The organism is Allobosea sp. 01N443, assembly GCF_056399325.1.
Genome location: NZ_JBFTRC010000195.1, coordinates 1 through 11,778, shown reverse-complemented (window position 1 = coordinate 11,778; position 11,778 = coordinate 1). Strand labels below are relative to the sequence as shown.

Annotated in this window: 15 protein-coding genes and 1 pseudogene; 2 read left to right on the top strand and 14 right to left on the bottom strand. The window is 63.7% G+C overall.

Annotated elements, in window-relative coordinates; all coding sequences use genetic code 11:
• Positions 1-248: 248 nt before the first annotated feature.
• The 3 genes from AC1DRP_RS30515 to AC1DRP_RS30505 form a co-directional block, all read right to left on the bottom strand.
• Positions 249-533, bottom strand: coding sequence for an acyl carrier protein (locus AC1DRP_RS30515; RefSeq protein WP_441506791.1), 285 nt, complete (start codon positions 531-533; stop codon positions 249-251).
• Positions 534-678: 145 nt separating this feature from the next.
• The gene (locus AC1DRP_RS30510; protein ID WP_476770443.1) at positions 679-1,116 is read right to left on the bottom strand and encodes a hypothetical protein; all 438 of its coding nucleotides are present in this window, start codon (positions 1,114-1,116) and stop codon (positions 679-681) included.
• Between the two features lie 532 nt (positions 1,117-1,648).
• Positions 1,649-2,173, bottom strand: a complete 525-nt coding sequence (locus AC1DRP_RS30505; protein ID WP_441506793.1) for a dihydrofolate reductase family protein — start codon at positions 2,171-2,173, stop codon at positions 1,649-1,651.
• Positions 2,174-2,221: 48 nt separating this feature from the next.
• Here AC1DRP_RS30505 and AC1DRP_RS30500 point away from each other — a divergent pair, with 48 nt between their 5' ends.
• Entirely contained in the window at positions 2,222-2,779 is a 558-nt protein-coding gene (locus AC1DRP_RS30500) for a TetR/AcrR family transcriptional regulator (RefSeq protein ID WP_441491239.1), read from the top strand.
• A gap of 85 nt (positions 2,780-2,864) precedes the next feature.
• Here the strand turns inward: AC1DRP_RS30500 and AC1DRP_RS30495 are convergent, their stop codons facing one another.
• Both AC1DRP_RS30495 and AC1DRP_RS30490 read right to left on the bottom strand, forming a co-directional pair.
• Positions 2,865-3,311, bottom strand: a complete 447-nt coding sequence (locus AC1DRP_RS30495) for a VOC family protein (protein WP_441506794.1) — start codon at positions 3,309-3,311, stop codon at positions 2,865-2,867.
• 196 nt (positions 3,312-3,507) lie between these two features.
• On the bottom strand, positions 3,508-4,161 hold the full coding sequence (locus AC1DRP_RS30490; protein WP_441506795.1) for a glutathione S-transferase family protein: 654 nt from the start codon (positions 4,159-4,161) through the stop codon (positions 3,508-3,510).
• A gap of 276 nt (positions 4,162-4,437) precedes the next feature.
• On the opposite strand from AC1DRP_RS30490, the gene AC1DRP_RS30485 reads away from it, so the two are divergent.
• Positions 4,438-4,725, top strand: coding sequence for a hypothetical protein (locus tag AC1DRP_RS30485; protein ID WP_441506796.1), 288 nt, complete (start codon positions 4,438-4,440; stop codon positions 4,723-4,725).
• A 152-nt stretch (positions 4,726-4,877) separates the two neighbouring features.
• Here AC1DRP_RS30485 and AC1DRP_RS30480 read toward each other — a convergent pair whose 3' ends face one another.
• The 9 genes and pseudogenes from AC1DRP_RS30480 to AC1DRP_RS30440 all read right to left on the bottom strand — a co-directional run.
• Positions 4,878-5,099 (bottom strand): hypothetical protein, encoded by a 222-nt coding sequence (locus AC1DRP_RS30480; protein ID WP_074471640.1) that lies wholly within the window; start codon positions 5,097-5,099, stop codon positions 4,878-4,880.
• An 85-nt stretch (positions 5,100-5,184) separates the two neighbouring features.
• Positions 5,185-5,910 carry an outer membrane protein gene (locus AC1DRP_RS30475; RefSeq protein WP_476770442.1) on the bottom strand — a complete coding sequence of 242 codons (726 nt, stop codon included), beginning with the start codon at positions 5,908-5,910 and terminating at the stop codon, positions 5,185-5,187.
• Between the two features lie 115 nt (positions 5,911-6,025).
• Complete coding sequence (locus tag AC1DRP_RS30470; RefSeq protein WP_476770441.1) at positions 6,026-6,421, bottom strand: hypothetical protein; 396 nt, start codon at positions 6,419-6,421, stop codon at positions 6,026-6,028.
• A 211-nt stretch (positions 6,422-6,632) separates the two neighbouring features.
• Positions 6,633-6,854, bottom strand: coding sequence for a hypothetical protein (locus tag AC1DRP_RS30465; RefSeq protein WP_441506799.1), 222 nt, complete (start codon positions 6,852-6,854; stop codon positions 6,633-6,635).
• Positions 6,855-6,961: 107 nt separating this feature from the next.
• Positions 6,962-7,318 carry an HdeA/HdeB family chaperone gene (locus AC1DRP_RS30460; RefSeq protein WP_441491246.1) on the bottom strand — a complete coding sequence of 119 codons (357 nt, stop codon included), beginning with the start codon at positions 7,316-7,318 and terminating at the stop codon, positions 6,962-6,964.
• Positions 7,319-7,382: 64 nt separating this feature from the next.
• Positions 7,383-9,005, bottom strand: coding sequence for a DUF1254 domain-containing protein (locus AC1DRP_RS30455; protein WP_476770440.1), 1,623 nt, complete (start codon positions 9,003-9,005; stop codon positions 7,383-7,385).
• Between the two features lie 197 nt (positions 9,006-9,202).
• Complete coding sequence (locus AC1DRP_RS30450) at positions 9,203-10,645, bottom strand: DUF1254 domain-containing protein (RefSeq protein ID WP_476770439.1); 1,443 nt, start codon at positions 10,643-10,645, stop codon at positions 9,203-9,205.
• A 138-nt stretch (positions 10,646-10,783) separates the two neighbouring features.
• Positions 10,784-11,413, bottom strand: a complete 630-nt coding sequence (locus tag AC1DRP_RS30445) for a hypothetical protein (RefSeq protein WP_476770447.1) — start codon at positions 11,411-11,413, stop codon at positions 10,784-10,786.
• A gap of 113 nt (positions 11,414-11,526) precedes the next feature.
• A pseudogene (locus tag AC1DRP_RS30440) lies at positions 11,527-11,778 on the bottom strand (outer membrane protein); the annotation flags it as partial.

Here is an 11,778-nt window from a genome sequence, read left to right as displayed (position 1 = left end):
ATGCACGGATCGGGCCCTGAAGAGCCCGATCCGTGCATTGCCCGCCCGGCCTCATCGGCTCCGCCCGACATTGCGCGGGACCTGCAAGATCGCTTTGAATGCTGGCGCGCCTCGCAGGGGGGCTGGCGATCGCCCCCAGCATCTTGCTCGGCTTCGCATGGATGGGCCAGTTCGCCGGGGGGAGCATGCCGACTGGCCGCACGAGGTCGCTCGCTCTGGCCCTGCCGTGCGGCGGCCCGAGCTCCGGCTCAAAGCTCCAGTGCCGACTGCCCGTTCTTCTTGCGGGTGACGAAATGTGCGATCGCCTGGATGGAATCGAGGTTCCTGGGCAGGATTTCGCTATCCTCGACGGTAATCCCGAATGTGTGCTCGATGAAGCCGACAACCTCGAGCACCCCGGTCGAATCCATGATGCCATGCTCGAGGAGCGAGGCGCTGGCCTCCAGATCATCTGCATCGTCCAGGAAGAAATTTGCCGCCAGGAATGCGCGAATGGCCCCCGTGTAAATATCGCTTGTCTTCTCGATGATCATCATTGGCCTCGTGCTCAATTCAGAACCTGCTGTTTGGGCGGATGCGCCGCGATCGGACGGCGTGATCCAAAGCGCTGGGGAAGGAGTTGCGACCCCGCCCGAGACGGTCGGCCTTCGGCGGCGGCCAGAGGTCGTGCTGGCGCGGTCACGTCGGCAATCTCCGCTCGTGCAGGTGGGACGCGGCTGGCGAATAGCTCAGCGCCACGGCCTGCTCGATCAGGGGGCGGTTCGCCGAGAGATGGGGCTCCATGACGAGGTCGAGATGGCCGCCTGCGATCGGGATGACCTCCACGCCCGCCAGGGCGCTGTCCCAGCCGAGCTCCCTCGTCATTCCCTCCCGCTTGCAGCGGAACAGCGTGCCTGCCAGGGGCAGCTGCTGCTTCGGCTCGGCCAGCCACGCGAAGAAGGCGCGGGCCCGCAAGACCTCCTGCAGCTCCAGCTGGATTCTGAAGCAGGTCGCATTGAACTGCTCCTTGGTATAGCGGTCGAGCATCCCCGCCAGGCGCGCTTCGTGGCCCATCGCGGCCGTCCCCTTCGCAAGGGCGCGGCAGACCGCGGGTGCGCCGGCAGGGTTCTTCCCCATGCGTTCGTCTTGACGAAGAGGAAGAAAATCGCGATTCGAAGTGTAGTCAGAGACGTTTTGCCCGATGGAAACACCGGCGCGCTTTGCATCACTCCGGCTTTCTCGACCTGACGCCGGTGCTTGAAATGACTCCGAAACCATGGCCAGCCCCGCCTAAGGTTAGGGGCATTTATCGGATGCCACTAGAACCGCTTCATCATGCGTTTGAATGATAGCGGGTCTCGATCGAGGCTGCGGCCTGTGTCGGCGCACTTCGCGAGCCCGCGCAGAACGCGGTTAGACAGGTCTCTCCGACTTCTGTCCGGGGCCTATTCTGTAGAGCGCGATCAGATGGCCATCGAGGATTCCATCACTATTTGCATCGTGTTGGACGATCGCGCTCATGCCAATTCAGCGCAAAACGCCTTTGCGGAAAGGCGATGTAGAAGGAGCGGTGTCAGCTGTGACTGCCGTCGGACTCCCTTGCCAGAGCGTCTGGTTCCCGGCCGACCGCAGGGGCATCGGAACTTGCGATCTGGCCTCGGCGATGCGTCTAGAACCGGTAGTGCAGCCGCACGCATCCCTTGTCGACCGCCTGCGCGCTGATGAGCGTCGGGCTCGCCCGAAAGCCGGTGAGTGGAAAGAGCGGCCGGCCGCCACCGAGCATTTCCGGGATGACATAGATCTCGATCTCGTCGAGTGCGCCGCGCTCGAGGAAGGCCATCTGCAGCTGCCCGCCGCCCAGCATCCAGACGTCGCCGTCGTCCAGCCCGCGAAGTTCGTGGATCAGCGCATCGACGTCGCTGCGGACCTCCAGCGGACCCTTCGGATCGTCGATCGTCCGCGATGTGACGACGATGACGCGCTTGTCCCCATAGGCCCAGGCGGAAGCGTCTCCCGCTACGAAATCATAGGTGCTCCGCCCCATCACCACGGTGCGCATGCGCTTGAGGAAGCTGCGGTAGTCGTGCTCGCCGAGGTTCATGTCGTCGTATTTGAACAGCCAGTCGAGATTGTCGTCCTCGGTGGCGATCCGCCCATCGAGGCTGGCGGCGATATATCCCAGAATCCTGGCCATGGCGGCTTCTCCGTTGAATAATAAACGAACGTACGTTTATATATTACCATGGCAAGACGCAAAACGATCCCTGACGAGCAGGTTCTCGAGACACTTCTCGGGACGATGCTGGAGACGGGCCCCGACGGTCTCACCTTCGCCCGCGCCGCGAAGACCTGCGGCCTCTCCCCGGCGACGCTGGTGCAGCGCTACGGCAATCGCGAGGCCCTGGTTCAGGCTATTCTCCTGCACGCCTGGGACCGGCTCGACGCGGAGACCGAGGCGGCGGACGCTGAGGCACCGCCGACGCCTGAGGGCGCGATCGACCTTCTGATCCGGCTGATGCCGTCCGAAACCGCGGAACGCGACGCCACCAACGGCCTGCTGCTGCTGAGGGAAGACATCCGCAATCCCGCGCTGCGCAGCCGCGGCGCGGCCTGGGGCCGTCGCCTCGCCGAAATCCTCGGCCGCCGCCTCTCGAGCGACCGGACGCGGGGCGAACGCCTCGGGTGGCAGATGGCGAGCCTCTGGCAAGGCGCGCATACATGGTGGGCCTTCACGCGTGACGCGCCGGCGGAACAGGCGATCAGACGCGTGTTGGAGGAGTGGGTCAGAGGGGTGAGATGACCACCGGCCGCACCAGGGGAGGTCCCCGGACGCGGGCCGGCACCAAGTCTCCGCTCATGTCCTGGCTGTCGCCTCGTCCGAAGGATCAGCCCTGCGGCGGCTTCCAGCCGGCCGATGGGATGGTGTTGATCATCCAGGGCACGCCGAACTTGTCGACGAGCGAGCCGAAGCCGGGCGACCAGAAGGTCTCGCTGAACGGCATGACGGCCTTGCCGCCTTCCGACAATTGCTCGAACCAGCCCTTTGCCTTGGCATTGTCGTCGCTGTGCAGGGTGACGTCGAAGCCGTTCTTCGGCTTGTCGATATTGGGAGCCCATTTGACGTCCATGTCGGCGCCCATCAAGGCCTGGTCGCCGACCTCGAGCCAGCAATGCATCAGCCAGGTCTTGAACTTCTCGTCCGCGATCGGCATGCCCGGAGGCGCGTCGCCATAGGATATGGCGGCGGTGATCTTTCCGCCCAGGACCTTGGCGTAGAACTCGAACGCCTCGCGGCACTGGCCCTGGAAGCTCAGGCTGGTCACGATCTTCATGGTCGTCTCCTGTCTGATTGCAGCATTGACGCGCGCCCAGCTGTAATCCCGAGGAACGCGTCATGGCGGATGATGCGCAGCATCTGCGTCATCCCCATGGCGTCGCAGCGCAACATCTTCGGCGGGGCCGAGGCCGGCCCACCAATGTCCCGGCCGGAGCGGCCAATGTGGGAACCGACCGGCCGCGGGGTCTTCATCAGCCGGGCGGCTGGATGGCGGTGAAGACCGCCAGCTGATCCGCGAAGGCGCGCTGATAGGCGGGCCGGGCTTCGCCGCGGGCGACATAGGCTGAGAGGTTTGGACATTCCTCGAGGAGGCCCGAGCCGTGCAACCGGCGCAGCACCGTCACCATCATCAGGTCGCCGGCGCTGAACCCATCATCGAGCCAATCGGCCTCGCCAAGCCGCTGCGAAAGCTCGCCGAGCCGGACACGGACCCGATCCTCGAGGCCAGGCAGGCGCGCCTCGTACCAGGGCTTGTCGCGTTCCAGGAGCACCGCCATGCTGCGCTCGACGATCGGTGGCTCGACCGTGGCGAGCGCGGCGAACATCCATGCGATCGCGCCCGCACGGGCGTTCGCATCGGCGGGCAGCAGGCCCGGGTGACTCTCCGCGATATGGAGAACGATCGCTCCCGACTCGAACAGGACGAGATCGCCGTCTTGATAGGTCGGGATCTGCCCGAAGGGATGAAGCGCACGATGCGCGGGCTCCTTCATCGCGGGCAAGGAAAGCAGGCGAACGTCGTAGCGCTGCTCCACTTCTTCGAGCGCCCAGCGAACGCGCATGTCACGCGCCAGCCCTCTGCCGCGATCGGGGGAGCGTTCAAAGGCGGTGATGGTGATGGTCATTGCAAGGCTCCGGCTTGTTGGACGGTGCACCCCGCCCCACACTAAGTGTCGAGGGGCCGTTCGCTACCCCCGAATGGCGTCACCGCGCCGTATTTTCCGGCGGAATACTCCCGCCTAGGTTGCGGCGAGGGCGGTCGGCGGCTTCGTTGGCCACGATGCCCGAGCACCGACTCCGGCGGCTCCGCGATCGGCAATTGCGATGCTTGCGCTCCACGCGCCGAGCCCATTCCGGAACAAATCCCGCCCCGGCGGCTTCCTCCCCGACAGGAGGAAACCATGCAAAAGCCCCGCGAAAACCCTGCGCTGCTCGAGGACGAGCGCGCAACGCTCGCTCCGACCGAAAGTCCGATCGAGGCGGACCCGGCTACCACGGGCCGTCGCGTCAGCGACCGCACCAATATCCATGACGAAGGCAGCGATGCCAACGACACGCCGGACGGCTTGACGGAATCCGAAGAGGCCGTCCGGCAAGCAGCCGAAGATGTGCCGACGGGGGGCTCGCTGGCCGGCAGGACGGAGTCGGTGCCGGTCTTCGAACGTGCTGGGCTTCCCCCGAAACTGTGATGGCACCCACGATCTGATCGTCGGACGACCGGAGGCTCACCGTGGTCCTTCAGGCTCCAGGCTTGGCATGGCCTGGCGCCGTGAGGCAGGGCGCGGTCGAAGCCGGATCGCCCGCTAGCGCGAGCGCCGTTCGCCCATGCAGCAGCGCGCTATCAGCGACACACGCGCCGGCCGTTGATGATCGTACAGCCGCGGCGCGCCGGCGTGACGACCACGGCGCGCGGGGCAACCGGGCGTCGCACCGCGACCGCACCATTGGGCCCGGCACAACCAGCCCGGACGACCCCGCGTGCGCAAACCACGGCGCTGGCCTCTGTCGGGGCGAGGGCGGCGGCCAGAGCCAGGGCGCCCAAGCCGAAAATGGCATATTTCATGTCGTAGCCCCGTTTCGGAACTGGAGGGAGGACGGATCTCCGACGGCCGGCACGCAGCCTGCCCCGGAGGAAGTCGTCGAGAGAGTCAGAACTTGTAGAGCAGCCGCCCGACAACCTGGTTGGTGCTCAATTGCTGCTTGAAACCGACGATCCCGAGCCCGCCGACGCTAACCGGATAGGTGTAGGTATCCTCCTGGAATTGTGAGTACCGATACTCCAGGCCAGCGATCCAGTTGTTCGTGATGGCGTATTCGGCGCCGGCGCCGAGCGTCCAGCCAAGACGGGTGCTGTCGCCTGCGCCATAGGAGTAACCCGTGCCCGTCACCGTCGACTGGGCGTCGGCCAAGGCGAGGCCGCCGGTTGCGTAGATCATGAACCGGTCGAAGGCATAACCGACGCGTAGCCTGGCCGAGCCGGCCCAGTTGGTATGGGCGGTGATGAAATCGCCGGTCAGCGCGGTGAAGCGCTGCTTGCCGGTGATGAGGGCTGCGCCGTCGATCTCGCCACCGAGGACAAGTTGGCCGATCTGGTAGTTGTAGCCCGCCAGCAGACCGACCGTAGCGCCGTCCCTGTTCAGGCTCGGCAATGAAGCAACGGCGGCCCGACCGGCGATCACGGCGCCCGGCGTCAGTTCGGTTCTGGTCTGCGCCCAGCCGGCCTGGGCACCGACATAGAAACCGGTCCATGTGAAGGCAGGCGGCATGGGAATGGCAGGCTCGATCCGCCGCGACGGCAGGTCGGCAGCCTGCGCGGCGAACGRGAACAGTGCGAAAGCAAGTCCGGCACCGAATACTGTAGATGAGGTAGACATCGTCAACGCGCCCTTCGTGAATATCGGATCGATTGCATGCACCGGCCCGCAAATGGGTGCGGGCGATCAGCTTTCGTGGAGTTCGGGTCTATTCAGTTCAGATTCGACAGCGCTTTCAGTACATGAATGGTCCTGGCCCACCCCAGGGCCCGAAATCGAAGGCGTCCTGGTTCATCACCGCTGTCATCTGTTGCTCGTTGGCCAATTTCTGCGCGAAGACCATCTGGCGAAATTGGGCGTAAGCCGCCTGGCTGCCGAAGTAGACGCACTGGCAGACGATGGGATCGGCGTAGACGTAGACGATCTCAGCGTTCTTCGCCTGTTGAACGAACTTGTTGGGGGGCAGCYTTTTCATGGCCGCAAGGCGCTGCGGGGTGTTTGCGGGCTGTGGAACGAAGCCGGCGGCCGAGAGCAGATCTTCCTTCTGCTGCACGGCCTGGGGCGTGGACTGGCACCCGGCCAGGGCCAGCCCGAGCGAGACTGCAAGCGCAGCGACGACGCGCGATGTCATGACATTCTCCAGAGATAGGTTCGACTTAGGCGGCGTGTTGACGCCGGCACGCAGCGGCATTCGCCGCGCGCGTCGGAGGTCTGACCGGCGAAGGGAGGAGTTCGGGACTTAAAGCATCGGCCCGAAAAGTGGATTGCGGTTTTCGGGGCAAAGCCGATGCAAAGACAAAGGGTTAGATCATCGGACTGGATACGATATCCGGTCCAATGATCTAGTTGCCGACGGCGGAGCCGAGCAGATAATCCTTCTGCAATGCCTGGTCCGACGACGGATACAGTGTCTGGCATTCCGACCAGTAGAAGGTCTTGGGCTGCCGATTGGCGGGATCGGCACAGATTGCGGCAAGCTGTGCCTGCCGCGATTGCGACGACTGGCAGCCTGCCAGGATCAGTCCAATCGATATTGCGATCCCAGCCAGGATAGGCGTGTTCATGTCGTTCCCTGTCGATTGAGGGCCTGGAGATGTGCCAATGTCATCAAGGGGGGACGCTCCATTCAAGCGCCCGCCCGTTGCTGATCCGATCGCCCGCCAACAGGCGCCTATTTCATCTCGATTCCCAGCTTGGCGCGCTCATCCTTGAACACGACGGCAAGCGCCTCGATGATCTTCTTGCCGGGATTGGCCTTGCAGTACACGATGACCTCGTGCTCGACGACCTTGCCCTTCTTCAGGTCAAGGAAATGCTTCTTGGCGAGGCCGTTATACCAGCCGCTATACCAGGCCGAGAGCGCATCGGCGTCCTCCTGAAAGGTTCCGGCCAGCTGTGCGCAGGTCAGGGCCTGAACATCGATGAAGCCGTTGGCATCGACATAGCTGGTGAGCGGAACCTGGGCCGTCGCCGCAGACGAGGCTGCGCAGACGACCGATACCGCCATGGCGGCAAGAATTCTGGACATGATGATCTCCTATTTCGAAGTGTGTGGGGTGCGGACAGGTGCCACCGATTTCCCGGTGCAATGACTACTTCACCAGCTCGATCTCGCTCGGCTGCCAGGTCTTGGCGAAGAACGGCTCGAGCGGGCTGTAGAGGCGCAGGACCGTGAACCAGCCCTTGCCGGGCATGGTCTGGATCCAGTTGCCGCGCTTCACCCCGGCCGGCTGAGCCGGGCTGAAGTAGACAGTTGTCGAGCCGTCGGCGTTCGGTTCTGCGGCCGGCGACGGGTAGCTTTGGCTGCCAGCGCGCGGGAAGCGCTGCGGCGTGTCCAGCATCGACCGCGTCATGTTGTCGTAAACGGTGAACGACCAGAAGTTCGCCTCCGGGATACCCTTGGGCAGTGTCACCGTATAAGTCTTGGCTCCGTCGAGGTTTTGCTTGTTCGCATCCAGCATGGACCAAAGATAGGTCGAGCCGATGCCGGGCAGGCGCATCGCCATRCCGGGCGTGATGCCGGTCACGCCGTAGAAGAAGTTCGCGCGCGCATCCATCGTCCGATAGCCGGTCGGCGGGAAGGGCTTGACGCCCTCGGGCGTGATCAACGGAATGGGAGTCTCGAACTCGTAGCCGGTCTCGAACAGATAGTTCTGCCATGACGAGTTTGGATAGTAGAACCAGCTTGGATCGCGCGCACTCATGAGCAGGGTGCGGGAGGTCGCGTTGGCGAGCGCGAGCGCGTCGCTCATGATCTTCTTCATGCGCGCGTCGGGAGCGAAAGGCTTGCCTTTGACAATGCCGATGGCGGCGACCGGTCCCATCAATTCCGGATCGAGCGAGGTGGCCGGCTCCCGCTGCACGATCTCGTTGAGCATTTCGTAAAATGTCCAGTCGTTCGGCGGAATGGTGTTCATCACCTTGCCGCTGCCTTCGTGGAACACGGTCGGCGGCGGAGGCGTGACCCGACCGAGCCTGGCCTTGCCCGCCAGGAACTCGGCGACCGGAGTGCCGACGCCGCCCGGTTCGTAGGCGTAGACCTTGGTCGATTTCCGGATGCCTTCGACCACCGGCTTGGGATCGCCGTGGTTCTCCAGGAACGACCGGCCGAACCACACGATGGTGTTTGTGCGCGCGCGAGAGATGAAGAAGCCGCCCTCCGGCAGTTCACCCTTGTAGTCCGGCGGCACGATCAGGTACTTGCCGCCCTCTCCGCGATCGGGGCCAGGGACTCCGAGGTCGACGACCCAGCGGAACCAGGCGTCCTGCACCGCGCCGAGAAACTTGGGCGGCGTCTCGATCACCACGGGGCCCTTTGTCAGATCGAGCGAGCCCATGACATAGATCGTGTCGGCGTTGGCCGTCAGGAACAGCGACTTGGCGTCCATCAGCTGCGAGAAGACGAGCACCTCGTTGTCCTTCACGCCGATGTCGTGCATGCCCTTGCGCAGCGCGTGAATGCTGACGCCCCGCAGGTTGTCCATGAAGGCACGATAAGCGTAGGTGAAGTCGAGGTTGTCGTAGAGCTTCTCCGCCGTGGCCTTGCTTGGCACGCCGTCCTTGAATTCGAGCGGGCCGAGACGCGTTTCGGCCTTGTCCGGCGTGCTGAGCGACGGCGGTATCGGCGCCTGGGCGATAGCTGACCCTGCACCGGCGGCGAGCGTTGCGGCCAAGATGCCTGCAATTGCGGGAAGCTTACTCTGGCGGAGTTTCATGACGTATACCCGTCTTTGTCAGAACGATGAAGATGCAGTTCGTCCGTTCAGAAGGTCACACAACCGCATTGCTCACTGCGGTTGCGTCTTTTTCATCCCGGCATCCGTTGAGGATGCCGATGGCCGCCGCTGTGGCGGTCGGTCGTAGGGATACGGATGGCAGTGCGCCGCGCCGGGCGCGGCGCATGCGTTCTACGTCATGATACCCGCTTGATTCCCGGCGGCTGCCATGTCCCTGCGCCCGCCGGCAGGATCGAGGGCGGCGTCGGCTTTGGCCAATAGAGGCGCATCACGAGATAAATCTTGTCATCCGGCGCCGGAAGCCAATTGGCTTCCTTGTCGGSGCCGGGGCTGTCCTTCTGGAGGTACAGCGTCAGCGAGCCGTCCGCGTCCTTCTTCATCGCCGAAAGCATCGGAGAGTTGATGAGGTAGCGATTGATTGGGTTCTTCACCAGGAACTGGCTCTTGCCGTCATACATCGTCACGGACCAGAACGCGTTCACTGGCGGCAACTGGCCAGGTGCGAAGGTGATGGTGTATTTGTGCTTGCTGCCGTCGAGCGCCTCGCCGGCAGCATCCGTCCGGGTATAGGGGTACATGGCTTCGACGGCATCGTTGCCGAGAAGGCCGCCCTTGGCGGCGCCGGCCCGCATCAGCCAATCGCCGTTGAAGAAGGCCTCGTCGCCGAAGAACGCGCCGACATTCCAGCCGTTGATGTTCTTGTTTCCGCTGGCCAGCCATTTGTCGACCTTGTCGTCGCCCTGCTTCATGGCGATCAGGATTGCGGCCTTGTGTTCGAGCGAGAGATCCTTGAACGCGAAGGTCTTGCCGGGACCGATGCCGATCTTCGCAAGTTTTGCACGAACCGCCGTGTCGCGCGCCGTCTCGGGGATGAATTGCAGGGCCGCGTCGAGATACTCGAAGAAGTTGTCCTTGATCCCGGCCGTGGTGGCGGGAACGAAGGCGATGGTCGGCGCAGCCGCCGGGGCGGGCTGCTTGAGGAAGGCCGAAAGCGGGCGCGCCTTGTAGCCGGCCTGGACCTTTTCGACATTTGACATGTCGCCGGGGTTGAAGAGCTGGGTGCGGATCAGTGCGAGTGTGAACGGCGTCGTCGATCGGAAGACCTGTTTGATCCCGGCCGGCTTTTCGCCTTTCCAGTCGGGACCGACCACGAGATAGTCGCCGGGCTCCGTGCCCGTGGCGCGCGTGCCGATATAGCCGTAATTATAGGTGTTGCCGTCGATGAGCTGGACCGAGTAGTAGCGCTCCCTTTCGATCGCCGGCACCGAAACGACCATCGGCTCAGCGCGCAAATCCAGCCAGATGAACGAGTAAGGGGTGTCGCTGTTCGGCGTGATTACGGCCGTGTCCGCCGGGGTGGCGACGTGGTGCTGGTTTTCGATTTGGTTGAACGGTGCCTTGAACTGGCCGGAGTTCTTGTCAACGGCGAACTCTTGCATGACCGCATAGTTCATTACCAGCGGCAGGCCGTAGATGAAGCCTTCCTCGGCGATGTCCTTGGCCTCGAAGACATTGGGCCATTCGGGCTTGGACTGCGCAAAGACGGGGCTGGACCTCACTGTGGCGGCGGCGAATGCGGCCATCGCAGCAGAGCCAAGCAGATCGCGTTTCGTCAGCATGTGAGGAGCTTCCTTTTGGTTCGCAACGTGTGGTCAAGCGCGCGTAGGTCGCACGTTAACGCTACGCGACCTCGGCGATGATTGACAATGGAGGGATGACCGATCCTTGGAGCGGACATCGAATTCGACAGCCGAGGGTCAGTAGCAGGGCGGGTACGGATAATATCCGCAGGCCGGTCGATAGGCATACGGGGCGTAATACGCTGCGGCACCCAGCGCGCCGGCGGCAACCGCGCCCCTGTAATAGGCTCCTCGAAATGCGCTGCGTCGCGCCACGCCGGCGAAGGACAACGGCGTAAATGGCCGGCCGATCAGGTCGATGAAGATCGACGCAGGGCCGTCGCCGCCGGCAAGGTCTCCCTCCATCACGTCGACGTCGAATGTGACCTGGTCGCCTTCGAGTTTTGGTGTTTTCAGGACCACAACCGCGTCGCGAATACCCGAGCCATCCCTTGTGAAAGCTGACACGGTCGCGTTCGGCGGGTCCTTGTAGAAGCTGTCGGGGCTCTGGTTGCCCGGCAGCCACTCCTCAAGGACATGCGCCGTGAGTTCGTKACCAGCGGACCTCACCGGGCGGTCGGCGAAGACGATGGAGTTCGGCGACAGACCGCTCAGCACCAGCTTTCCGCCCTGCAAGGTGGCGCCGCGCGCGCTCAGGACAAATAAGGACGGCACGAGTTCGGGCTTCGCGGGCGTGCCGATCGCTTTCTGCAGCGGCACATGCGGGGGAACGGCCGGCGTCGCCTGAGCTGATGCAGAGTTGGACATCAATGTCAGGGCAGAAGCCGCGACAGCATGAAGAAAGAATAGGGCGATTGTATTTCGCGCGGTTTGCATGGCGCACTTCCTTCGTTTGAATTCGTTAGTGCGGTCTACTGGCTCTATTTCGGGAACAGGAACTGGAGCTGGGCTCGGAGTTGCCAATCGGCGGCTCCGCTGGGCTTTGCGACGTTGTAATAGGCTGCGAGCTGCGCATTGACCGGCTGATGGCCGATCTTGAACACCCGTCCGAAGCCCCCGCCGATCGGCACCGTCCAGCGGTCGCCATGGCCGGCCTCCCAGTCGGCGGTGATGATCGGGGACGAGGTCAGGTACCAGCCGCCGTGGAAATTGTAGTTCACGAAGGGCTGCAG

Bases quoted from the DNA above. Each gene is read 5' to 3' on its own strand.
- AC1DRP_RS30480 (WP_074471640.1), bottom strand. From the start codon at position 5,099: ATGAAATATGCCATTTTCGGCTTGGGCGCCCTGGCTCTGGCCGCCGCC.
- AC1DRP_RS30510 (WP_476770443.1), bottom strand. From the start codon at position 1,116: ATGGGGAAGAACCCTGCCGGCGCACCCGCGGTCTGCCGCGCCCTTGCG.
- AC1DRP_RS30495 (WP_441506794.1), bottom strand. From the start codon at position 3,311: ATGAAGATCGTGACCAGCCTGAGCTTCCAGGGCCAGTGCCGCGAGGCG.
- AC1DRP_RS30500 (WP_441491239.1), top strand. From the start codon at position 2,222: ATGGCAAGACGCAAAACGATCCCTGACGAGCAGGTTCTCGAGACACTT.
- AC1DRP_RS30465 (WP_441506799.1), bottom strand. From the start codon at position 6,854: ATGAACACGCCTATCCTGGCTGGGATCGCAATATCGATTGGACTGATC.
- AC1DRP_RS30515 (WP_441506791.1), bottom strand. From the start codon at position 533: ATGATCATCGAGAAGACAAGCGATATTTACACGGGGGCCATTCGCGCA.
- AC1DRP_RS30460 (WP_441491246.1), bottom strand. From the start codon at position 7,318: ATGTCCAGAATTCTTGCCGCCATGGCGGTATCGGTCGTCTGCGCAGCC.
- AC1DRP_RS30485 (WP_441506796.1), top strand. From the start codon at position 4,438: ATGCAAAAGCCCCGCGAAAACCCTGCGCTGCTCGAGGACGAGCGCGCA.
- AC1DRP_RS30490 (WP_441506795.1), bottom strand. From the start codon at position 4,161: ATGACCATCACCATCACCGCCTTTGAACGCTCCCCCGATCGCGGCAGA.
- AC1DRP_RS30505 (WP_441506793.1), bottom strand. From the start codon at position 2,173: ATGGCCAGGATTCTGGGATATATCGCCGCCAGCCTCGATGGGCGGATC.